24 protein-coding genes are annotated in these 23751 nt (G+C 42.7%); 18 read left to right on the plus strand and 6 right to left on the minus strand.

The annotated features are described in order from the left end of the window. Positions 1-12 precede the first annotated feature (12 nt). From MHB46_RS22745 to MHB46_RS22790, 10 genes are all read left to right on the plus strand, one after another. Positions 13-543: a hemerythrin domain-containing protein gene (locus tag MHB46_RS22745; RefSeq protein ID WP_341163507.1), complete on the plus strand. Its 531-nt coding sequence runs from the start codon at positions 13-15 to the stop codon at positions 541-543. 165 nt (positions 544-708) lie between these two features. Next, positions 709-1863 carry a nitrate/nitrite transporter gene (locus MHB46_RS22750; protein WP_341163508.1) on the plus strand — a complete coding sequence of 385 codons (1155 nt, stop codon included), beginning with the start codon at positions 709-711 and terminating at the stop codon, positions 1861-1863. Beyond that, the gene (locus MHB46_RS22755; RefSeq protein WP_341163509.1) at positions 1856-2875 is read left to right on the plus strand and encodes a ThiF family adenylyltransferase; all 1020 of its coding nucleotides are present in this window, start codon (positions 1856-1858) and stop codon (positions 2873-2875) included. Before MHB46_RS22750 ends, MHB46_RS22755 begins: the two co-directional genes overlap by 8 nt. An 85-nt stretch (positions 2876-2960) precedes the next feature. Then, positions 2961-3404 (plus strand): molybdenum cofactor biosynthesis protein MoaE, encoded by a 444-nt coding sequence (locus MHB46_RS22760; protein WP_341163510.1) that lies wholly within the window; start codon positions 2961-2963, stop codon positions 3402-3404. Beyond that, positions 3397-3630 (plus strand): MoaD/ThiS family protein, encoded by a 234-nt coding sequence (locus MHB46_RS22765; RefSeq protein WP_069290094.1) that lies wholly within the window; start codon positions 3397-3399, stop codon positions 3628-3630. Before MHB46_RS22760 ends, MHB46_RS22765 begins: the two co-directional genes overlap by 8 nt. Positions 3631-3667: 37 nt before the next feature. Continuing rightward, a complete protein-coding gene (gene moaA / locus MHB46_RS22770; protein ID WP_341163511.1) occupies positions 3668-4684 on the plus strand; it encodes a GTP 3',8-cyclase MoaA in 1017 nt (338 codons plus the stop codon). Positions 4685-5269: 585 nt separating this feature from the next. Then, complete coding sequence (gene licT, locus MHB46_RS22775; RefSeq protein WP_341163512.1) at positions 5270-6100, plus strand: BglG family transcription antiterminator LicT; 831 nt, start codon at positions 5270-5272, stop codon at positions 6098-6100. Between the two features lie 106 nt (positions 6101-6206). Next, positions 6207-8120: a beta-glucoside-specific PTS transporter subunit IIABC gene (locus MHB46_RS22780; protein WP_341163513.1), complete on the plus strand. Its 1914-nt coding sequence runs from the start codon at positions 6207-6209 to the stop codon at positions 8118-8120. Positions 8121-8151: 31 nt separating this feature from the next. After that, positions 8152-9609, plus strand: a complete 1458-nt coding sequence (locus MHB46_RS22785) for a glycoside hydrolase family 1 protein (RefSeq protein WP_250260784.1) — start codon at positions 8152-8154, stop codon at positions 9607-9609. Positions 9610-9862: 253 nt separating this feature from the next. Then, positions 9863-10699, plus strand: coding sequence for a methyl-accepting chemotaxis protein (locus MHB46_RS22790; RefSeq protein WP_023989690.1), 837 nt, complete (start codon positions 9863-9865; stop codon positions 10697-10699). Positions 10700-10787: 88 nt separating this feature from the next. Here MHB46_RS22790 and MHB46_RS22795 read toward each other — a convergent pair whose 3' ends face one another. Beyond that, entirely contained in the window at positions 10788-11282 is a 495-nt protein-coding gene (locus MHB46_RS22795) for a nuclear transport factor 2 family protein (protein WP_341163514.1), read from the minus strand. Positions 11283-11478: 196 nt separating this feature from the next. Here MHB46_RS22795 and MHB46_RS22800 point away from each other — a divergent pair, with 196 nt between their 5' ends. The 4 genes from MHB46_RS22800 (at position 11479) to MHB46_RS22815 (ending at position 15135) form a co-directional block, all read left to right on the plus strand. Beyond that, the gene (locus MHB46_RS22800) at positions 11479-12033 is read left to right on the plus strand and encodes a TetR/AcrR family transcriptional regulator C-terminal domain-containing protein (RefSeq protein ID WP_103744715.1); all 555 of its coding nucleotides are present in this window, start codon (positions 11479-11481) and stop codon (positions 12031-12033) included. 183 nt (positions 12034-12216) lie between these two features. Beyond that, the gene (locus tag MHB46_RS22805; RefSeq protein WP_341163515.1) at positions 12217-13026 is read left to right on the plus strand and encodes an alpha/beta fold hydrolase; all 810 of its coding nucleotides are present in this window, start codon (positions 12217-12219) and stop codon (positions 13024-13026) included. Positions 13027-13047: 21 nt separating this feature from the next. Continuing rightward, the gene (locus MHB46_RS22810; RefSeq protein WP_341163516.1) at positions 13048-14031 is read left to right on the plus strand and encodes a sensor domain-containing diguanylate cyclase; all 984 of its coding nucleotides are present in this window, start codon (positions 13048-13050) and stop codon (positions 14029-14031) included. 141 nt (positions 14032-14172) lie between these two features. Beyond that, positions 14173-15135, plus strand: a complete 963-nt coding sequence (locus tag MHB46_RS22815; RefSeq protein WP_341163517.1) for a helix-turn-helix domain-containing protein — start codon at positions 14173-14175, stop codon at positions 15133-15135. A gap of 83 nt (positions 15136-15218) precedes the next feature. Here MHB46_RS22815 and MHB46_RS22820 read toward each other — a convergent pair whose 3' ends face one another. The 3 genes from MHB46_RS22820 to MHB46_RS22830 all read right to left on the minus strand — a co-directional run bounded on the left by MHB46_RS22820 (position 15219) and on the right by MHB46_RS22830 (position 18580). After that, the gene (locus MHB46_RS22820) at positions 15219-15626 is read right to left on the minus strand and encodes an S-layer homology domain-containing protein (protein ID WP_341163518.1); all 408 of its coding nucleotides are present in this window, start codon (positions 15624-15626) and stop codon (positions 15219-15221) included. Positions 15627-15646: 20 nt separating this feature from the next. Then, positions 15647-16513: an Ig-like domain repeat protein gene (locus MHB46_RS22825; RefSeq protein ID WP_341163519.1), complete on the minus strand. Its 867-nt coding sequence runs from the start codon at positions 16511-16513 to the stop codon at positions 15647-15649. 306 nt (positions 16514-16819) lie between these two features. Then, positions 16820-18580: a methyl-accepting chemotaxis protein gene (locus MHB46_RS22830; RefSeq protein WP_341163520.1), complete on the minus strand. Its 1761-nt coding sequence runs from the start codon at positions 18578-18580 to the stop codon at positions 16820-16822. A 380-nt stretch (positions 18581-18960) separates the two neighbouring features. Between MHB46_RS22830 and MHB46_RS22835 the strand changes: the two genes are divergently transcribed. Together MHB46_RS22835 and MHB46_RS22840 are read left to right on the plus strand one after the other, a co-directional pair. Continuing rightward, positions 18961-20163, plus strand: coding sequence for an MFS transporter (locus MHB46_RS22835; RefSeq protein WP_341163521.1), 1203 nt, complete (start codon positions 18961-18963; stop codon positions 20161-20163). Positions 20164-20334: 171 nt separating this feature from the next. Then, positions 20335-20496, plus strand: a complete 162-nt coding sequence (locus MHB46_RS22840) for a hypothetical protein (RefSeq protein WP_341163522.1) — start codon at positions 20335-20337, stop codon at positions 20494-20496. Here the strand turns inward: MHB46_RS22840 and MHB46_RS22845 are convergent. Together MHB46_RS22845 and MHB46_RS22850 are read right to left on the minus strand one after the other, a co-directional pair. Continuing rightward, a complete protein-coding gene (locus MHB46_RS22845; RefSeq protein WP_341163523.1) occupies positions 20474-21298 on the minus strand; it encodes a hypothetical protein in 825 nt (274 codons plus the stop codon). The two genes, MHB46_RS22840 and MHB46_RS22845, sit on opposite strands and share 23 nt — an antisense overlap. After that, positions 21249-21476 (minus strand): hypothetical protein, encoded by a 228-nt coding sequence (locus MHB46_RS22850; RefSeq protein ID WP_341163524.1) that lies wholly within the window; start codon positions 21474-21476, stop codon positions 21249-21251. Before MHB46_RS22850 ends, MHB46_RS22845 begins: the two co-directional genes overlap by 50 nt. A 309-nt stretch (positions 21477-21785) precedes the next feature. On the opposite strand from MHB46_RS22850, the gene MHB46_RS22855 reads away from it, so the two are divergent. Continuing rightward, positions 21786-22796, plus strand: coding sequence for an ABC transporter permease (locus tag MHB46_RS22855; protein ID WP_341163525.1), 1011 nt, complete (start codon positions 21786-21788; stop codon positions 22794-22796). A gap of 36 nt (positions 22797-22832) precedes the next feature. Then, a complete protein-coding gene (locus MHB46_RS22860) occupies positions 22833-23741 on the plus strand; it encodes an ABC transporter permease (protein ID WP_341163526.1) in 909 nt (302 codons plus the stop codon). Positions 23742-23751 lie beyond the last annotated feature (10 nt).

Raw genomic sequence — 23751 nt, forward strand, 5'->3', positions numbered from 1 at the left:
GAGGAAATCCGCGTGCTGGAAAATGAGAAACTGCGCTTTTCCAAACCTGCCATGCGTATTCTTGAAAATGAGCATCGCTATCTAACCTATCTGATGGATGAATGGCATGCCATTGTATTGTGGTTTGAGCAGCACAGAATACTAGATTTGGAAGAAGGCCGCAAGCAACTGGAAAAACTGAGAACGCAGATTATCGATTTTAGGGTACCCCTCAAGAAACATACCGAAAAGGAAGAAGAACACTTCTTTTCTATGCTAGGAACCTACATTGGTTTTGAGCAGGGACCGCTCGTCGGTATACAGGAGGAGCACCGTGAAATAGAGGGCTATATCGATCATTTTCTTTATCAAACGGAGGGCGATCTGAGTTTGCTCACGCTTGATGAGATTCAGGAGGCGACCAAGAACGCGGGAGAGGCGTTCGAAGTCCTGACTGTACATTTTATAAAAGAAGAAACCGTACTTTTTCCTATGGCAGAGCATCAGATCAATCGGAATGATCTGACCAAGTTATGTGACAAATTAAATACGCTTATCTCTTGAATTGACCAAGCCGCTTCCTATAGAAGCGGCTTTTTATATTTTCAGGGAGTCCCCTGTCAGGTAAAGGGGAGTCCCCTATATTCGAATGGATCGGCTAGCGGCTACAATGGGGACAGAAAATTCAATTAATAATTCGACAGAAAAAACGTTGAAAAGGTGAGTTAAATGATTAGAAAAATGCAGTTGCCGCTACAAACATTGAACTTGATTCTTGGATTCATGGTATGGGTTATCATTTCTTCGCTTATGCCGTTCATTACGGAGGATATTGCTATTCCACCCGGAAAATTGGCCATGGTCACAGCGATTCCGGTCGTGCTGGGATCGGTTCTGCGCATTCCGCTTGGTTATTATGCCAACATCTTCGGAGCAAGAATCGTTTTTCTCGTCAGCTTTATTTTGCTTTTGTTTCCCGTCTACTATATCAGTGAAGCTTCTACGATGATGGATTTAATTATCGGTGGCTTGTTCCTTGGGATTGGAGGAGCTGTGTTCTCGGTAGGGGTGACTTCGCTGCCGAAGTATTACCCAAAGGAAAAGCATGGGTTTGTAAATGGGATGTATGGTATAGGAAATTTGGGAACAGCCATCACTACCTTCTCGGCCCCTATTGTGGCTACCCAAATTGGCTGGGCCCCTACAGTGAAGCTGTATCTCATTCTGCTGCTAGTTTTTATCGTTTTGAATTTCTTCTTAGGGGACCGTCATGAAGCTAAAGTGAAGACGCCCATTATGGAGCAGATTAAAGGCGTTTACAAAAATGAGAAGCTTTGGTTTTTCTCGCTCTTTTATTTTATTACATTTGGCTCATTTGTAGCGTTCACGGTGTACTTGCCGAATTTCCTGGTATCAAATTTTGAACTGACCAAAGTGGATGCAGGGATGCGTACAGCAGGCTTCATAGCGATTGCCACTTTCTTCCGCCCCATCGGTGGCTGGCTGGCGGATCGGTTTCAGCCCCTGTTCCTGCTGGTAGGCACGTTCTCTGTTTATACGGTCGCTGCGATTCTTTTGGCTTTTTCACCAGGGATTACCCTTTATACAGTAGGCTGCTTGGCGATCGCTGTATGTGCTGGAGTGGGGAACGGCGTTATTTTCAAGCTAGTTCCATTTTATTTTAATAAACAAGCAGGTATAGTTAACGGAATTGTATCCATGATGGGCGGCCTCGGTGGCTTTTTCCCTCCGATCTTGTTGTCGACGATTCATGCCGCTACTGGCCAATATTCCATTGGATTCATGCTACTCTCTCAAGTGGCGCTGGCTAGCCTGATCCTCGTTATATGGCTGTATTATCAAGGGACACAATCTAATGAATGAACGTTATTCCAGACAGATCTTATTTAGACCTATTGGTGGCGAAGGGCAGCGTAATTTATCCGCTGCTGTCGTCACCATTATCGGTTGCGGGGCACTGGGTTCCGCCATTGCCGAAACACTGGTAAGAGCGGGCGTTGGGGAGCTTCATCTTGTTGACAGGGATTATGTGGAGATATCGAATCTGCAACGTCAGCAGTTGTTTACGGAGCAGGACGCCGCGGAAATGCAACCTAAGGTCATGGCAGCTGAAAAAAGGTTGAAAGCCATACGAGAAGACGTGAGGTTGCACACATATCTCGATAACTTGGATGCCGAGCTTGTTCAAGAACTTGCCAGCAAAAGTATATTGCTAATGGATGCTACGGACAATTTCGAAACTCGTCTGCTTATCAACGATGCTGCACTGAAGGCAGGAATTCCATGGATTTATGGAGCCTGTGTTGGAAGCACAGGCGTTGTTTTTCCATTCGTGCCGGGCGAGTCTGCTTGTTTACGCTGCCTTCTGCCATCGTTGCCTGCGATCAATCAGACCTGCGATACGGCTGGAATCATCTCGCCTGCAGTCCAGGTGACAGCTGCCCTCCAATGTGCAGAAGCCATGAAGTGGCTGAGCGACAGACGTGATAAGATACGCCACAAGGTTCATCTATTTGATCTATGGGAGAACACGCAGATGGACATAGGGATTTCCCGCATCCGTAACCAAGAATGTCCAACCTGTGGAGAGCATCCTACGTTTCCTGCACTGACAGCATCACGTCGCTCGGCGTATGCGGCTCTGTGCGGACGGAACGTGGTACAGGTTCTTCCAGACCCACATCGTCTAATCACGCTTGATGATGCAGAGAAAATGGGCAGGCTTATAGCAGATCGTGTAAAAAGAACCCCTTATTTCGTTGAATTTTATGCTTTTAAGCATCGAATGATTTTATTCAAAAACGGAAGGCTTCTCATACACGGTGTACGGAGTGTTGCCAACGGCCAAAAACTATATCATCAGCTGTTTGGTTAAATGAGATGTAGATACAAAAAGCAGAAACATTTAAAAGTGTCTGTCACCGGAAAGTGGCTTGTCCGGTGGCTGGAAGGTGGAAAAGATGAGTGTATTTGAAATCGTAACGGAGCCCATTATCCCGCAGGCTTATGCGGATTATGTCCTAAGGCCGGAAGCAGGAGCGGTGACTATTTTTACAGGGCACGTACGAGAATGGACTCAAGGCGTACGGACCTTATACCTTGCTTATGAGGCCTATGTCCCCATGGCCCAAAAAAAACTCACAGAGATTGGTCGCGAGATCGAACAGAAATGGGAAGGGACGCGAGTGGCGATCGCGCACCGCATTGGCGAGCTTCAAATCGGTGATATCGCCGTTGTCATTGCCGTTTCTTCACCTCACCGTTCGGATGCGTATGAGGCAAATGAATACGCGATCGAACGAATTAAAGAAATAGTTCCTATTTGGAAACGAGAGATTTGGGAAGATGGAACGCAGTGGGTCGGAGGTCAAAAGAAAAAGGCGGGGGAGATCAGTCATGATTAAGCTGTACTACTTTGCGGGACTCCGTGAGGTGACGGGAAAAACAGAAGAATTGGCAGATTTGGCGGGCCAAACGGTAGGCGATTTATCCAATTGGATAACAGATCAATATCCAGATATGCCAATCCAGTCTGTGCGAATTGCGATAAACGAAGAGTATGCGTTGTCTACGGATGTATTACAGGATGGAGACATTGCAGCCTTCATTCCCCCAGTCAGCGGCGGCTAATGATAACGATGTTAAACAACTAGAAAGGAGGGGGCGTATGAATTTTCATCCACTGAAAGACAAGTTGCAGCGGCCCATTCGTGATTTGCGTATATCGGTTACAGACCGCTGCAATTTCCGCTGTTCCTATTGCATGCCTAAAGAAATTTTCGGTGACGATTACGCCTTTCTTCCCCAAAATGAATGTCTGTCGTTTGAAGAGATTCACCGGCTGACGAAGCTCTTTGTATCCCTGGGCGTAAAAAAGATCCGACTCACGGGCGGTGAACCATTAATGCGCAGGAATCTATCCGACCTGGTGTCCCAAATCCTGTCCATTGACGGAGTGGAAGATGTCGGCTTGACCACCAACGGTGTGCTGCTAGGACAGCAGGCTAAGCCTCTCTATGACGCGGGGCTACGACGGCTTAATGTCAGTCTGGACGCTCTGGACCCCGAGCTATTTGGGCGGTTGAATGGCCGGGGGATTAAGCCTGATGTTATTTTGAAGCAGATCGAATATGCAAGAGAAATCGGCTTTGAAATCAAGATCAATATGGTAGTTCAAAAAGGCGTTAATGACTCGGAGATTTTGCCGATGGCTGCTTATTTTAAGGAGCAGGGAATAACCCTTCGCTTTATCGAGTTTATGGATGTAGGTAATGACAACGGATGGAGCTTCAAAAAGGTACTAACCCAAAAAGAAATCGTTGAACGACTTAAGAATGCGTACGAGCTGGAGCCGATGGATCGGGATTACTTTGGAGAAGTGGCAAAGCGTTATCGTTATAAAGACAGCGACGCACAGATTGGTTTTATTACTTCGGTTTCTGAATCGTTTTGTTCGTCTTGTACACGTGCCCGCTTATCGTGCGATGGAAAGTTTTATACATGTTTGTTTGCTTCAGGCGGATTTGATCTACGTCAGATGCTTCGTAATGGAGCGAATGACCAGGAACTACTCGATGTGATTACTTCAGTATGGGAACAACGCACAGATCGGTATTCCGATGAACGTACGGAGCAGACAGCCAACAACAAAAAAAAGATTAACATGTCCTACATTGGCGGCTGACATTTTACACCATGAGAATGTGCTGTATTTAATGTGGTTGCCTCGAAAAAGAAAGCGCAAACATTTTTGTTGGCAAAACTTAAATTCGATGTTATTATGATCTTGGGATTGTTACTGAAAAGGCAAAACCCGAGGCATGGAATTCAATTTCCATGTGTTGGGTTTTGCCTTTTCTTTTTAGAATACAAGCTTTACGATATCCTGCATGATATGAATATCTGGCCAGCCATAACGCAGAAAGGTGAGTGATATAAAGCCTTACAAGTGCTGAACAACAAAGATGATGACGTCGACCAACGAATCGACATCCGAAAAATGATGTCATAGGACGTGGTTAACCGACTATATTCACTTTCAAAACGGAATATCAGATCGGTTTGGAAGCACTCAAGATCATTCAGGGAAAACGTAAGGCTTTGTCTCTTATTATGAATGCGTTTTCATAACACGAAATTGTAAATCAATACATTTGAATTTGATTTACGACGAAGGTTTGATCGGCTATTACCGTCTTGTGACCTATCTGAAATTTCGCCCAGCAACTAAATCCTTTTTTAAATTTGATGGGATAAGGGGGGCAGTTAGATGATCATAACGAAGATATTTAATAACAACGCCATAATAGCCAAAGATCAAAAAAGAGATGAATTTGTTGTTATGGGTCGTGGTATTGCATTCAAAAAGAGTGCAGGCGAACAAGTAGAAGAGCATCTAATTGAAAAGGTCTTTGTGCTTAAACATAAAGATGCTTCAGAGAAATTCAAGTTATTGTTAGAGGATGTTCCATCAGAATATGTTTCGTTATGCTATGACATCATTGAATATGGAAAAAGCATATTAGAAGCACAATTGAGCGATTATATATATGTTTCGCTTACGGATCATATGAACAATGCATTTAAAATGTTTGATGAAGGGTTTAAAAATGCAAATCCATTAATTTGGGAGATTAAAAAATTTTATCCCAAAGAATTTGCGGTTGGATTAAAAGCACTGGAGTTTATTGAAGACGAAACAGGCAAACGATTGTCAGAAGATGAAGCAGGTAATATTGCTCTTCATTTAATAAATGCTCAAGTAAACAGCTCCTACAAGGTAGCAGATGTTGCTCAGCAAACTCAAAAAATACACGACATCTTGAATATTATTAAATACTCTTATAATACCACCATAGATGAACACTCGATCAGTTATGAGCGATTTATTACACATTTAAGATTCTTCTTTCAGCGATTAAATAAAAAAGAAAAAGCAGAACTGGAAGACGATTTTTTGTGGAGGCAAGTGAAAACAAAGTACAAAAAGGCTTATGGCTGCATGCTGAAGATTGAGAAATACTTGGATATGGTATTGTCAGATGAGGAAAAGCTGTATATAACGATTCATATTCAGCGTGTGACCCAAAGACAAAATTGAATAACCCTTGGATTGTTACTGGTAATGCAGGCGAAACCAACCTAGATCGAATTTGATCTATTTGGTTTCGCCTTTTTTTATAAATACAAATAAAGGGGAAGTTACAATGAAGTATGAGACATTAGCAAAAGACATCATCAGAAATGTCGGCGGCAAAGAAAATGTGAATAGTCTAACTCATTGTATTACACGCTTGCGCTTCAAACTAAAAGATGAAAGTAAAGCCAATACTGAGGTTTTGAAAAATATGGATGGTGTTGTCACTGTGGTAAAGAGTGGCGGGCAATACCAGGTTGTTATAGGTAACCATGTACCTGAGGTTTATGCTGAAGTTACTGCTGTAGGCGGTTTTCAGACAGGAGATTCAGAAGAAGCCTCAGGTGAAAAAATGAGTTTGTTCAATAGATTCATCGATACCATTTCAGGTGTATTTACACCCACGTTGGGTGTCTTAAGTGCCACGGGTATGATTAAGGGCTTCACTGCCCTATTTGTAGCTTTGGGCTGGCTGACCACTACATCGGGTACCTATCAAATTCTCAATGCTTTAGGTGATTGTTTGTTCTACTTCTTTCCTATTTTCCTGGGGTATACGTCAGCTAAAAAATTCAATGCCAACATTTTTATAGGTATGGCTATAGGTGCATCGCTTGTATATCCGACATTTAGCACGATAACAGCTTCGGGGAAACCACTATACACTCTATTTAGCGGTACTATATTTGAGTCACCGGTATATATCACCTTCTTAGGTATTCCGGTCATTCTGATGAGCTATGCGTCAACCGTTCTTCCAATTATCATATCCACCTATGTAGGCTCAAAAATAGAAAACTTCTTTAAGAAGGTAATCCCTAGCGTAGTGAGAACATTTTTGGTTCCGTTTTTCACATTGTTAGTTATTGTACCCTTAGCATTGATTGTGATTGGACCTCTCTCGACTTGGGCAGGTCAACTGCTTGGGGCAGCAACCCTCTTTGTGTATAACTTAAGTCCAATTATTGAAGGCATAATCATGGGCGCTTTCTGGCAAGTGTTTGTTATCTTTGGATTACACTGGGGACTTGTTCCTATCGCTATGAACAACTTAGCAGTACTTAAATTCGATCCGATTCTTGCGGCTACGCTGGGAGCTTCCTTTGCTCAGACAGGCGTCGTACTGGCGATTTTGTTTAAAACCAAAAATGTAAAATTGAGATCACTTTCCATTCCAGCTGTCATCTCCGGGATTTTTGGTGTGACAGAACCAGCGATTTACGGGATTACATTACCACGTAAGAAACCATTTATTTTAAGTTGTATAGCATCTGCAGTAGGCGGCGGTATTATAGGAATGATGGGAACTAAAGGCTACATCATTGGTGGATTGGGTATTTTCGCTATCCCGAGCTATATCAGTCCGGCAGGAATAGACAACGGATTTTATGGGGCTGTTATCGGTATCCTGGTAAGCTTTGTATTAGGTTTCTTGCTTATGTTCTTTGGCGGATTTAAAGATGATGAAGTGAAAGAAGCAAAAAAGGAAGACAGCGCATCAGGAGCAGCCAAAGGAGAAGTTTTAGTAAAACAAGAGACGGTGATGAGTCCATTAAAAGGTGAAGTGAAGTCTTTATCTGAAGTAACAGATGAAGCCTTTTCAACAGGTGCTCTGGGTAAAGGGATTGCCATTGAACCTTCTGAAGGTAAGGTCGTTTCACCTGTAGATGGTGTATTAACATCATTATTTTCGTCAGGTCATGCGATTGGAATTACAAGTGATCACGGTGTTGAGGTCCTCATCCATGTAGGCAAAGATACGGTCAAATTAAAAGGCAAACATTTTTATCCTAAAGTAAAACAGGGAGATGCTGTTAAAAAAGGCCAGCTGCTTATGGAGTTTGATATGGAAGCTATAAAAGAGGCTGGTTATGTTTTGACCACACCTGTTATCGTTGCCAATACTACGAATTACCTGGATGTCATTGAAACAGAGAAGAAGGCAATTGAGTATCAAGAGGATTTATTGACCGTCGTAGTCTGATCCTAATTAAATGTTGAGGAGGAATTAAACAATGAAAAATACAACTAAATTGGAATTTCCACAAGGATTTTTATGGGGAGGTGCAACGGCTGCCAACCAATTTGAAGGTGGATATAATGAAGAAGGTAAAGGCTTAAGCACTGCTGATGTGATTACGGCTGGAACGCATACGACTTCCCGAAGAATTACACCTATACTGGAAGAAGGAGTGAACTATCCGAGTCACGAAGCTATTGATTTTTTCCACCGCTATCAAGAGGATATCCGCTTATTTGCGGAAATGGGATTCAAGGTCTTTAGAATGTCCATTGCGTGGTCAAGAATATTTCCTAACGGAGATGATGCAGAGCCGAATGAGCAAGGCTTGCAGTTCTATGATCGTGTATTCGCAGAATTGAAAAAGTATAATATTGAGCCTTTGGTTACGATCTCACATTATGAAGCACCGTTTCATTTGACCCAAAAATATAATGGTTGGTCAGATCGCAGAGTCGTAGATTTTTATGTGAGATATTGTGAAGTGCTTTTTAATAGATACAAAGATGTCGTAAAATACTGGTTAACTTTTAATGAAATCAATATTTTAACCTTGTCATTTGGCGCGTTCATGGCTGGAGCTATGATGCCGGAGGGGAATGGAGAGCTTGCCCATGCTACAGTGAAGGATGAGCAGGTTCTGTATCAGGCGTTGCATCATCAATTTATTGCCAGTGCAAAGGCTGTAAAGCTGGGCCATGAAATCAACAAGGACTTTAAAATCGGTTGTATGATTGCTTATATGTGTTCCTACCCACTTACATGTCATCCTGATGATATTCTGCTGGCTCAACAAAAGGATAACTTAAGTAATTTCCTATGCTCAGATGTTCAAGTAAGAGGAGCTTATCCGGGATTTGCCAAACGCTATTTTAGAGATCATAATATTCAGATCAAAATGCAAGAAGAGGATGAGGACATCTTAAAGGAAGGCTGCGTAGATTTCTATACCTTCAGCTATTATTCCTCTACTTGTGTCAGCGCCGATCCCAACCAGGAGAAGGTGGGAGGAAATTTATCTATGGGCTTAAAGAATCCTCATTTGAAAGCAAGTGCCTGGGATTGGCAGATCGATCCACAGGGATTGAGATGGTCCCTCAATAATATTTATAACCGATATGAAATCCCGTTAATGGTTGTTGAAAATGGCCTTGGCGCCGTAGATACCGTGGAAGAAGACGGCTCCATTCACGATGATTATCGAATTGATTATCTGAAGCAACACATTGAGCAAATGAAAGAAGCGATTGCTGATGGAGTAGACCTAATAGGGTATACGCCTTGGGGATGTATTGATCTGGTAAGCGCGGGAACCGGTGAAATGAAAAAGCGTTATGGGTTTATATACGTCGATAAGGATAATGAAGGCAAAGGGACACTTGCCAGATCCAGAAAGAAGAGCTTCTATTGGTATAAGAATGTGATCGAAACCAATGGAGAGCAGCTGGATTAAATCTTAGTGCCTGTTTCATAAAAGTCATACCATCAGCGCGTGCCAATTTTTAATGGTACGCGCTACTAGAATTTACATTATGAAACGAAAACAATACCTTAAATGGATTCCCTTCAGGAAACTACGGAGATTGTTTATAGGTTGGGGACTTAACATCATCAATAGTATTTTTAAATTCACTAAACACATGGGATGAAAATGTCGAAATAGATGATAGGACTTATATCAAAATATAAGGAAGTGGATACATATTATGAATCAAGTAGAAGCTGTTTTGACCGCCATGCCATTTATCAAAGAAGCTGCACGACAAGATGTTTCAATTTCCGTAATGGACAGGGAAAAATTTCTGTTCTTTCAGTCGGGTAAAAGCTTAGTTTATGACTTCAAAGCAGGCGATCCTCTTCCTGATGTACACAGAGACTTCAAAATGCTAGTAGGCGGTGAAAAGACCAGAGAGCGTTACGCTGCTGAAGTTTTCGGCATCGCTGCTGATTCTTACTTTCATCCGATTAAGAATGAACAGAATGAGATCGAGGCCGTAATGTGTATCACCTATAGTATGGATAATCAAGATCAACTGAAGAAGTTGATGACTCAAGCCGAGGATGTTACAAGTAAGCTAGTTGAAGGGATTCAGCATGTGGCGGCTCATTCGGAGGAGCTTAGTGCGACAGCTGAAGAAATTCTAAGCAATACTAAACAGGCGGTTGAGGACTCCGGTAACGTGACTGAGGTGGCCGGCTACATTAAGGAAATTTCAGAGCAGACGAACTTGCTTGGATTAAATGCAGCAATTGAAGCAGCCCGAGTGGGTGAGGCAGGAGCTGGTTTTGGGGTTGTGGCTACAGAAATCCGGAAAATGTCTACGGGCACCAAGGAAGCAACCGGACGGATTGAGCAGTCCTTGCAAGCCGTCAGACAATCGGTTTATAACATGGAACAAGAAATCACACAGATTGCGGTTTCCTCCCAAGAGCAAGCCAAGCTTGTAACGGAATTTATGAATATTATTGATCAATTAAATGTAACCAACCACGGCTTGAGAGGGTTAGTAGAAAAAATTACGGATGATGTTGAAGCAGAATAAAGAATGAAAAAAAGTCTCGGTCTGTGAATTGTACATTCCGTAATGGAAATGTAGATTACAGGCCGAGACTTTTTCTAATAGTAAATATTTACGAGTATTGTTGGTTTAACAGTGCAGTATCATAATACTCTTCGAAAGATTTGATTTTATTGTTTTCAAATTTAAAGATCTGGACATAGATCCCGTTGTATTTTATTTTTTTATTTTCTCCCCATGGTCCATTCGCTGTGATATCAATATGGCTGCGTGTTTTTGTCACAATCGTGTTAGGATTTTCTCCGACTATAAACTCATCGATGGTCCATTCGAATGTCCCTTTCATATCATTAAAAATGGGATTAAAGAAGCCTTTTACAGCATCCCAGCCTTCTTGAACAGAATTGTGCAAAACTGCCACATCATTAGTGGTAAATGGGGTGATTACAGCCGGATTATCTTCAACCCACAAAGAATAAAATTTGTCCGTATCTCCTAAATATAAAGAAAAAAAGTCTATAATCACATCCATGTTCTTTTTAGCAACTTCATTCTCGCTGTTGAATGAAGCATTAATAGTTACATTTCTTATCTTTTTGGGATTCATGCTGTTATTCTCCTTTATGAAAAAGATATTGAGCCATTACCTTTTCATTTGACAAATGGCTGTCCAGCTTCTATTCACATCATTAGTATAAAATATAGGCAATTAAATAATAATAGACTGATTTTTAAGAGTGTTAAAAATGTAGACAAATGCTTCATAGTGTACAAATGTAAAATAAAATTTTGTGAGGGCTAACATGATTCGAAAAACAACTCCTAAGGAACTTCTTGCTGAATCTTTGATAGACTTAGCCAAAATACATCCAATCCAGTCTATCACCGTAACGGATATTACTGACAATTGTCAGGTTAGCAGACAGATGTTTTATTATCATTTCTCCAGTAAATATGACCTGATCTCATGGATATATAGTGATAAGGCAGATAAAATTATTGAACAATATATAGAAAAAGAGCCTTGGGGACGCGTTGCCGGGAGAATTGTTGAGTTTATTAAAGAGGATTACATCTATTTTAAAAAGGCTTTTGACGACAATACGCACTTGTCTTTTTATAATAATATCTTTAACTATACGGTTGAATGCCACACCAATTATATTCTTAAGAAAACAAATAGGACTTCGTTGCCTCCCGACATCCTTTTTGCTATAAGATTTAACGCTTATGGGGGAGTGAATGTGACTAAGGACTGGCTTGAGAATGGCATGAAGGAATCTCCAGAGCAATTAGGCGAATTAATATTCTCTGCGATGCCCTTGCCTATAAAAAAACATTTTCATTTAGATGAATAAATGCCGCGGAGAGGATACAGATATGAATTTGAATGAGTTAAATGAACAGAGTTACTCCGAACTAGAAGAATATGGGGTACATGTATTTCTGAATGAGATTCATTATCCATAATCAAATCTTTTCCGATATAATAATGAAAAGCAGTCGATAGAACAGATACTACCTCAGAGAGGTGATTTATAATGACCGTTGACATTCTCGTACGTAATAATGTAAAAGTGCTGGGCTCAGGTAGCCAAACGATCGTATTTGCTCATGGCTTTGGATGCGATCAGGATATGTGGCGTTATATCGTCCCTAGCTTTATCGACAACTACCAAATCGTCTTATTTGATTACGTAGGCTCTGGAGATTCTCAAATTAAGTACTATAATTCAGAAAAATACAGTGACTTGCAAGGGTATGCCCAAGATGTGCTAGATATTATGGAAGCGCTAGAATTAAAAAATGTCATATTCGTCGGACACTCCGTTAGTAGTATGATCGGAATGCTTGCTTCTATCCGCAATCCCCAAAATTTTGAGCGCATCGTCATGCTCGGTCCCTCTCCTCGTTATGTGAATGACCTCCCCCATTATTATGGAGGCTTCGATAAGAGTGACATCGATGAATTGCTTGATATGATGCAAATGAACTTTATTGGCTGGGCTAGTTATCTGGCACCCATTGTTATGCAGAATCCTGAACGACAGGAATTAACCGAAGAGTTGGAGAAAACCTTTTGCTCAAGAGACCCTCATATTGCACGACAATTTGCGGAAGTGACTTTTTTTTCGGATTGCCGTGTCGATCTCCAGCATGCTTCAGTTCCTACACTGATTCTCCAGTGCTCGGACGATAGCATTGCTCCGATTGAGGTAGGGGATTATTTACGTACTCATCTTAAAAACAGCAGGCTTCAACAGATGAGGGCAAAGGGGCATTATCCTCACTTAAGTCAACCTGGAGAAACAAGCGAGCTGATTAAAGAGTATTTAGCCAGTGTGTATTAACAGAAGAAAGGCAGTTATGAAATGGATACTCAATTAGATAAAGCTCCCTGTGGATATTTCTCAATCTCGGATTCTGGCTTCATTCAATCGGTAAATCAAACTTTATTGGATATGCTACTTTATGATCGGAATGAATTGCTCGGACGGCCTATTGAATCCACAATGTCTGTTACCAACAAGCTATTTTTTCATACTTATTTTTATCCCTATATTCAGTTGTACGGGCATGTCGATGAGATGTACTTCTCGTTTCGGACAAGTGATCGACAGGATGTGCCTGTACTTCTAAATGGGGTACGTCAGGAGCGCAACGGAGAAACTGTTATTGATTGTGTAGTGCTTATGATGCGTAAGCGAATTGAACATGAGAGAGATATTCTGCAGACCAAAACCAAGCTTCAGGAATTATATCAGGCTACGAATGAAGCGAACCAGAAGCTTGAACGGTTGCACGAAGAATATGAAATCAAACAGCAGGAGCTAGAAAGGATTAATCTCCAGCTTGAAACGATGGCATCAACGGACCCGTTAACCGGTCTTAAAAATAGAAGGTATTTCCAAGATCAATTACTAGCTAGCCTCGCGTCTTTTCGTGAGAGTGGAATATCTTTTTCGCTGCTTATCATTGATATTGATCGTTTCAAAAGTATTAACGATACTTATGGTCATCCAGTGGGCGACCTAGTGCTTACGAATCTGGCAGAATTACTGCAATCCATGTCACGGGACAGGGACATTGTCGCTCGGTATGGCGGCGAGGAGTTCGTAATTATTCTTCCGGGCAACGATCAAGAAGAAGCCATTCGTACAGCAGAAAGATACCGCTCCACGACAGCCTCGATGGATTGGGGAGAATATACCATTACTGTGAGTATTGGTGTGGCAACGGTTACGCAAGAGGATACGGAACAAACGATTGTTCATCAAGCGGATTTGGCACTGTATGCTTCCAAAAGTGGCGGGAGAAATCGGGTCACTCATTCAGCAAATCTTGTAAAGAGATAGTATAGAGGCTTCTTAAAACTGTATGAAGAGTTGAGCTTACTCCAATAGGTCTGGTCAAACCATTCAAATTCGGCTACTATTATTGATAACGATTCTCATTTGTAGCATCGGAATGAATGAAAACATTTGAGGTGGACGCTTGTGAATTCAAATTCGTTATCATTAATATATCAGCATTATTTGGAAAAGACCCCGTTCAGACAACAGAACGAGCATACGTATATGATTTTACCGGAAGCGGGCCATGGACATATCTACCGAGTTACAACTTATAGTGGAATTGAGATCGTGTATTCGCATATTCAATATCACGAGCCGTACCCGACCAATTTTTCTTCCAGAGGACAAATGATTGAACTTCAATTTGCGCTTTCGGGTCAACGTCATGTGAATGTGGCTGGATTGGATTATACACTCCCGATGGGACAGGGGGCACTTATTTTCTTACAGGATTTTAAAGCGCGCTTTCATCCTCCGGTTAACGAACAATACCAATCATTTGCACTTGGAATTCCCGTTTCGTTGTTTAATTATGCGGCTTCACAGTTAGCGGCTCGTCGGCAGGTAGCTATTGAATTTAATCAAATTCTTAAGGGAGCTGCATTCCATCACTTTAGTTTTGAACTGGATCACAGAAGTATAGTGATGATTGAACATTTGATCAAAGACTTGAAAAGTGTGCATAAATCTCCTTTGTTAATGGAAGCAGCGGCACTCGAAATTTTAAATCGATTTATGATTCAATTATTTGATTTAACACCTATGCCCGAAGGTTTGTCCAAAGAAGATGTCAGAAAGCTGCATATGGCTCGGGAGATACTTGAGTTCAGCATGATTGATCCACCCTCACTGATCACATTATCCAAAAAGGTTGGATTAAACGATTTTAAATTAAAAAAAGGATTCAAAGCCTGCTTTGGAACTACTGTATTTGAATATTTGCGCCAAATTCGTCTTGATTATGCGATGAAGCTGCTCCGAAGCCAAGAAAGCAATGTGACTGAAGCTGCGATGGCTGTAGGATATAGCAATGTGAGTGCATTTTCAGAGCAATTTTTCCGAGAATACGGAGTGAAGCCATCATCCTTAAAGAAGGTATTTTAAAATTTCTTTTTGACCATTTAAAAAAAACAGGTAAATAAAAAGCTGGAACCCTGCATAGAAAGGGTCCAGCCTTTATTTGGGGCTTAATTCACGAAAGTTTCAGTATCCTCTGAATCGATGGTTGAAGTATGGGTACGAGACGCTTCTTCAATATTTTTGAATGCCCAGTAATCTACTGGTACATCCTTCCATGTGGCCTGGGTCGTACCTTCCAGGGGTCCTCGTTTTAAGATGGTGTTCAAAAATGTAACGGTTTCTACTCGTGTTATATATTGATTGGGTTGGAAGCTGCTGTCGTTATAACCAGTAATCCATCCTGCATCAGCTAGGGCCACAATGGAATCTCTTGCCCAATGCTTTTCGATATCAGTGTAAGGGGATGCTGCGGTTTGTGTACCTTTAAGCTGCTTCCAGGATGCGAGTATGGCTGCCATTTCTGCACGGGTAATGGGTTGCTCTGGTCGAAATGTTCCATCTGCATATCCATTCATGAGGTGCTGTGTCGTGAGTGCTATAACCGAATCCTTTGCCCAATACGTGTAGGTACATCTTTGTATGTCGTTGAGCTTTCTTTTGTTTCCAACTTCATAATTCTAGCCATCATCGCAGCGGTTTCAGCTCGTGTAATCGACTGGTCCGGTCGAAATGAACCATCCTTATAACCCGTTATATATTTTTCATGCACAACCTCAGATTGCTCTACTGGCTTGATTTCCGGAGTCGTCGATAAATCCGTCGGTAAAACCGATGGTGATGAAGGTATGGTTGTTTCACTGGAATAAGATGAATCGCTACTATCCGCGTTATCCTTCTTATCTTTTTTATTGCTATTGCTGCTGTCGTTACCAGTAGTATCATCGGTTCCGACAGTATCTCCATTACCACCAGTACCACCAGTGTTATCTCCATTACCACCAGTACCACCAGTGTTATCTCCATTTACAACCTGTATATACGCTTCAGTTGTACTCGGGACAAATCGAGCATCCCCACTGTATATAGCTGTAATCGGGTGACTTCCCACACTTAAATTACTTGTGGTATAGGTCGCAGTGGCATATCCATTTGCAATGCCGTTTGGCTTCATTGTAAGCGTATCTAATATATTCATACCGTCCATAAGGACCACCGTGCCGGTTAAATCTTTCGTAATTTGTGGGGTTGAGATAGTTTTGATGCTAAACGTCACGGATTGACCTTGTTTAGAAGGATTTGTCCAACTCGTTACCGTGGTTTCAGTAGCATACACAGCATCCGTTACACTAGGTACTGGTGAGGAGGTCGCATACACAGCACTCCCAGAAAAACTCCATGTCCAGGTCCCAAATAAGACGATAACAGCAAGATAAGATAAACAAAAATACTTGACTTTACTCATAAACTTCCTCCATAAATTTCCGGTGTCACGATGAATAGACTAAGATCCTCCATGATGACTAACCTGCTAATATGATTTCTTACACTACTGGATTACTATACTAAATGCTTCTGAACCAATTCTGAACAAAATCGACAAAAACCATGCCCAATTAACAGATCACGATTTGCGAGCCCTTCATAATACGAATGGTCAGTTTAGCGCGACGTTTTCGGAAAAAAATGAGCCTTCTTACCATGAACTAATGCTAATCTCACGGTAAGAAGGCTTTTAATGAAACCATATTGGAAACTACAGTTTATTCCACTAGTATCTAAATTTGACCGTTAGATCCTGTAACTTCTGAGACATATCCGACAAGGTCGTTGCCAGGCTGGTGATCTGCTGCATTGAAGCCAACTGCTCTTCTGCAGACGCTGCAATATTCTGCGAGTTGTCCGCCGCTTGAAGCGCCAGACTTGATACATTCTCTCCGCTCGCCGAAATTTCTTGGACACTTGCGGTTATTTGCTGCGTGATGCTCGCGAGCTCTTCTGTTTGCTGTGCGATATGATTGGTGGACGTCACAATTTTGTTAAACTGCTGCTCCGTCTCACTGGCAATTTTAATACCAGAGTCGACATCCTGTTTTACGCGTTCCATGGTCTTAAGCGAATGCTCCATATCTTTGCGCATATTCTGAATCAACTCGGAAATCTGCCCGGAAGACTGGTTCGATTGTTCGGCCAGCTTTCTTACCTCTGAAGCAACGACGGAGAAACCGCGGCCTTCTTCGCCTGCACGAGCAGCCTCAATCGAAGCATTTAAGGCAAGCAGGTTGGTCTGCTGTGCAATATCCGTAATGGCATGCAGCATCGTGTCGATCTGTTGAGTGCGTTCATCCAACATTCTCATAACCGCATCGGTTTCATTGACGGAATGGTTAATCAGGTCCATTTGCTTCACCGTATGTTGTACAGCAGTACCACCAACGCTCGCCATTTCCATCGCGTCTGCAGACGAATCAGCAATGGCCAAGGAGCTCTCCGTGATCCGCTGCATACCTATTGAAATTTCTTCAAGCGAGCTGGTTGTCTTCTGGAGCATCATCTGCTGCTCCTTAGCACCGGCCGCCGATTCTTGAATCGCGATGGTGATGTGCTCGGTTGCCTGTCCAGTGTGCTCTGCTCCAAGGGTCAATTCTTTCGAGGAAGTAGCTACCTGCTTTGTGGACAGATTTACCTCACCGATCAGAAATCTAATATTTTTAATCATATGATTGAAGTCCTGTGCAAGCTCGCCGATCTCATCTTTTGAATGAATTTTGACTTCTTCGACCGTTAAATCACCGTCCGCAACTGCGTTAAGCCGCTTTGCAATCATGATGATAGGCTTCGTAAAACGTCCCGAAACAAAGCTTACGATAATTGCTCCCAGAATAACCGCAACAGTCGTAATAATCAGGACAATATAAAGGACTTTGGTCGCCCCGCTGTTAAATTCGTTAAAATATGCTCCAGAACCGATGATCCATCCCCAATAAGGATCCTTTTCAACATAAGAAATTTTCGTCTCCACTTGATCTGTACCAGGTAAAGCCCATTTATAAGTGACGAATCCCCCGCCGTTTGTACCGACTTCTACAAACTCTTTTCCCACATGCACACCGTCTTCCGACACGGCATTCATTAAATTCTGGCCTTCATTTGAAGGGTTCATCATTGAAACGGCATCTTGGTTGACTGCCCACGGATAACCTGTTTTACCTACAGTATATTTAATCTTTATCGGTCTTTTGTTATTAGCATCTTTTACACCGAGCAGCTCGATGCGCAGTTTTTCCTGTGCTTCCTCCAATGTTAAATTACCGGCTTCGACTTGCCCATTGAGGAAACTAATCATACCAATTACCATTTGCACACTATTCTTAAGTGCCACTTTGCCTGATTCATTCATTTCATTCTTGGAAACAAAATAAGAACTGATTCCAATTACGAATGTGGGTACAATTAAAATAATTAAGCACATTATGGTTAACTTCGTTCTTAGTGATCTCACCTTCATATTTGATCCTATCTTTGTTTTCACTGCATTTCCCCCTTAGACATCGATATACAGACTCAACCCACAACTGCGCTAGTTACTAAAGGGTAAAAAGACTGTACATCATATATCGTAATAACATGTCAGGAAGTTAAGCCCTTTCATCTTGTCAGCGATGAAACCGTCTAAACTTCGTATCATGTTACGGCCCCCAGGTGAACTATGCGTCAAGGCCACTATAATCAACGGAACCCATTGGATCATAGAATTAAGATCATCTTATACTGTCCTGAAGGCTGGCCGCTGTTTTATATGCTAAATTAAATCCGTTTAACCGCAAATTTATCCGTATACAGGCAGTAGTTTCTTGGTATGCTCCGTATACTTCTGCATAGAGAGAATCTATACCAGAGGAGTGTGCGAGGATGAATAGAATCAAAGGGAGCATCTTTTTCAGTGTTTTTGTGGCTATGCTAGGGCTCATGCTCATTGCTCCAATTATGCCGCCCCTTATTCGTGAGCTGGGGTTAAGAGAAAGTCATTCTGGGTTAATTATATCGCTTGGCTCCATAACGATGGCCTTAATGGCTCCAATTTGGGGGAATCTGAGTGATGCAAAGGGACGCAAGCCTGTGATTTTGCTTGGATTCATAGGGATGTGTGTAAGCTGCTTGCTGTTTACGCTTACTCTTTTTGCAGGATTAAAGGGTTGGCTCAGCGGGGGAATGCTGTTAGTCGTGCTGATTGTTACACGCGGCTTGATCGGCGGGTTTATCCCGGCGGTATTGTCATCCTCCCAAGCTTACATGGGAGACGTGACCGAGGGCGAAGATCGAGGTAGTGGCATGGCTATCATTAGCGCGGCCAATGGACTTGGATTAGTATTTGGGCCCGCTATTGCAGGCGCCTTTACTTTAATAGGCTTGCTGTGGCCTTTGTATTTTGGAATCGTGATTGCGGCTGTAGCATTTGTAGTAGCCTTGCTGGCAATTCCGTCTGCCAAGCCTGTTATTCAGCAAAAGCCAGCTCGGATTAACCCTTTTCAACCTGGTCTACGAATGTATTTGTTTGCAGGTTTGGTTACGATGATTAGTATTGTGACCATCCAGGTTATAGGCGGATTTTATTTTCAAGATCAATTAGGCCTTTCATCCGAAGAAACAGCAAGAGTGGTTTCCTTTGGGCTTATGTTTTCTGGGGCGGCGATGTTGATTGTACAGATCGTTCAAATGAAATGGCTTAAATGGCAACCCAAGCCAATGATTTTGCTTGGCTCTCTGTTCCTTATTGTCGGTATGCTGCTATTCCTCATGTCAGCCAGCATGGTCGTTTACTATTTTGCGTTCTTTATGTTTGGTATAGGTACAGGCTTGCTAATGCCTGGATTTATGGCGGGGGCTTCTCTTTCTGTCAGTAAAGAACAGCAAGGAGGAGCCGCTGGTCTGGTGGCTACTGTCCAAGGCATTTCTTCGATTATTGCTCCTATTTTGACAACGACGCTATATCGGGTGGATAAATATATTCCTTTTGCTCTTATAGCAGTTCTGGTAGCTGTTATGGCCGTCATTATGTTGGGGATAAGAAAGAGAAAAGGGAATAGTGAACTGGTATCTCAGAAGGCCAAATAATTTGATGAACCCATAGGCTTTCGCGCTATATTCACGAGAAGCCTATTTTGTTTGCTGGTTTGAATGATAGTCAAAAGGTCTCAATTGTCTATTTCATATTGGTGGCGAAGATGCGGTGAAGTGGAGGAAAGGAATGTACAGGGTGCTGGAAGAAGAGGAGCGTGCTGCGGAATGATTCGAGCTGTAGCCGAAGACAATACTGGATATACCTTTGAACCGCTGCTTCGAGGGGCGACCGAACGGCGAGCGCTGAGTCGAATGCCTCGTTCTTTGCAGAACGCGCGACAGGCCCCTCATCGCAACTGGATTACTACCTTTGCTTCTGAAGTCTGATTAACCTCTGCTCCAATTTGGTATCTCCCATAAATTTGCTAACAGATACAGCAAGCTGATATTGATTGGTCCCCATATGGTTAGCGGCAGGTTGAAGAATCTCTTTTATCGTTTGCCATAACGAAGCGGCCTGCCGGCTTTCTGCTCCAAAATGGAAGATGATGTGGATAGAGGCCGTAATAATATTGCGACCAAGTCCGTACAGAAACCATTCTTCTTCCTTAGTAATAAGCGGAATAATGGTTTCCATCATTCTCCATGCCTCATTTAATCGTCCTGCTTCAATGAACTTCTCTGCTAGGCTAGATGCAGTAGAACAGTAGTTATGATGATTCCCTTCGGTTTTCTCTATTTCGGTCAGCTTTTTAAGAGCTTCAATTTCACCTTCTGCATGGTTGCGCCATCTCTCATGATAAACGAGTGTCTGCAAATTTTCTTTGTTCCAATCCGTCTGATCCTTGATCCACAAATCGATAAATAATGATAGATAAACATCTTCCCCGAGCTCGCTCGCGATATTGATGCAATCCTCGATATTAGCTGCATCTTTGCTGAATAAATAATTTTCCAAAATCAACTCTGGGTCAAACCCGGCATATGTATCGAAATTGGCCTCCTTGGCCTGCTGGAACAAGATTTGGTCCTGCTCACGCTCATACTTTTGCAGTAAAAAAACGGCGTAATACAGAGCATCGCCAATCCCCTGAAAACTGTTCGTTTCCCTGTCTATAATTTCATTAACGAGCAACCTTCTAACAATCGGTTCGTAATGCGGGGCATATCGATCCTCGCGATTGTACATAGCCAAAAGCACCTTCAAGCGGATTGGTATAATTGGCATCACTCTTTCCATATTTCTCACTGTGCTTTTCCAAATAATCGACCTTCGAAAAATCGGCGTGATCACCTATTAGACTCTGCAGCATTTCATCATAGGGTGTCATCATCTGTTCCAACAGCTTTTTGTAGTTCATTTCCAATACTGTGATTCTCCTTTCCTGATCGACCTAATACTACAATCCATATTTACAAAAAACAAGCGATTTCCTTTTAAAAGGGGATTGCCTGTTTTGCATTATGCTGTTTTTAATTTCTCAAACCGGATGAATACATAACATTTAAACTACATATTGAGTCACTTTAGTGCACGGACGACAAATTTCGTCATTATTTTTAGTTGTTCAGGACGTGGAAACCGTTCTTGTTCCTTAGTACAATGATAAAAATAACAAGTGATGAAAAGAAAGATGACAAAGAGGCAAGGGATTACGGATAAGGGGGGACGAACTGTGGCCGTATACACACTACGTAGATTGGTACAAATGATTCCAGCACTGCTTGGTATTGTCGTCATTACATTCATGATCTCAAGAGTGCTTCCAGGTGATCCTGCTGTGATGCTTGCGGGGGAACAGGCTACACCCGAGACGATTGAAAATATTCGCAGCAGTATGGGACTGGATCAACCGAAGTACATTCAATTCTTTCATTATGTAGTGGGATTGTTCCATGGTGATCTGGGTCAGGCTTATCACACCGGACAGTCAGTGGCAAGCGACTTTGCTACCCGGTTTCCAGCAACCATCGAGTTGGCACTGGCAAGCTTGGTTATTGCGATTCTGGTGGCAATCCCGATCGGTATTCTGGCGGCAACCCGTAAAGAATCGATTGTTGATCACATTTCACGCGTGTTTTCCTTGATCGGTGCATGTATGCCCATTTTCTGGATTGGCCTGTTATTCATTTATATTTTCTATGCTAAATGGGGCATCGCTCCTGCGCCCATGGGTCGAATTAGCGGTGATATCAATCCGCCGACGCACGTTACGGGACTTTATGTACTCGATAGTCTGATGACCGGTGATTTTGTAGCTTTAAAAAGCAGTTTATCCCATTTGGTTCTGCCAGCAGTCTGTCTCAGTACAGGCACTATGGCGATTGTGGCACGGATGATGCGTTCCAGCATGCTGGAAGTGATCGGTCAGGATTTTGTTCGCACAGCCAGAGCCAAAGGTCTGCGCGAAGGAATTGTTGTTTATAAGCACGCACTCATTAACGCCTTTATTCCAACACTTACCGTACTTGGTTTGCAGGTCGGTTACCTGATTGGTGGAGCGGTTATTACCGAAACCATTTTTACCTGGCCAGGAGTGGGCAGTTATGTGACGGACTCCATTTTGGCGGCTGACTACGCACCGATTCAAGCATTTACCCTCGTAAGTGCGCTGATTTACAGCTTTATCAATCTTGGAGTCGACTTGGTTTACGGATTGATTGACCCACGTATCCGGTACGAGTGATAACAATGAAGCACAAAAGTAGGGGGAGGTACTCGGATGAGCACTGCAAGTGATTTGGTGGCAAAAGCGGCTGTACCTCAGCCCAATGCAGCCGCTATACCGAAACGCAAGACCTTTTGGCGATTGCTGTTTGGCAATAAACTCGCTTTAATCGGATTCATCTTTATCGTTGGCTGGACGCTCATTGCCATCCTCTCATCATGGATCGTTCCACATGATCCTTATGTAACCGACCCGGCGAACAAGCTGCTGCCGCCAAGTGCAGAACATTGGTTTGGGACCGATAATTACGGACGTGACATTCTCAGGCGTGTCATTTACGGAGCCAGAATCAGCATATGGACCGGGATGATTGCCGTGTCAATCTCATTTATCATCGGCGTACCGCTTGGAGCCATCGCAGGTTTCTATGGCGGTCGAATGGGCAGCATTATTATGCGCTGTATGGATATTCTGTTGGCTTTCCCGTCGCTGGTACTCGCCATGGCCATTGCTGCAGCGATGGGACCAGGACTGATGAGTGCACTCATCGCCGTGGGCATTGTAGGCATACCCGAATTCGCCAGACTGATTCATGGGCAAACCATCTCTCTCCGGGAAAAGGAGTTTGTTGAGGCCAGCCGGGCGATTGGTGTAACGAACGGAACGATCCTGTTTCGCCACATCTTGCCTAATGCACTTGCCCCACTGCTTGTGAATGCAACGCTTGGAATGGGCTTTGCCATCCTCACTTCAGCCAGTCTCAGCTTCCTGGGACTCGGTGTGAAACCCCCGATTGCTGAATGGGGCGCAATGATTTCAGAAGGGCGAGCGTATATCATTTCCGGTGAGTGGTGGATTGTAACCTTCCCAGGTCTTGGAATTGCGACAGCTATTTTGGGCTTCAATTTGCTTGGAGACGGTTTGCGGGATGTTCTTGATCCTAGACTGCGCTCTAGCAAATAAAAATAAATAG

It is taken from the genome of Paenibacillus sp. FSL H7-0703, assembly GCF_038003485.1.
Taxonomy (GTDB): Bacteria; Bacillota; Bacilli; order Paenibacillales; family Paenibacillaceae; genus Paenibacillus; species Paenibacillus polymyxa_B.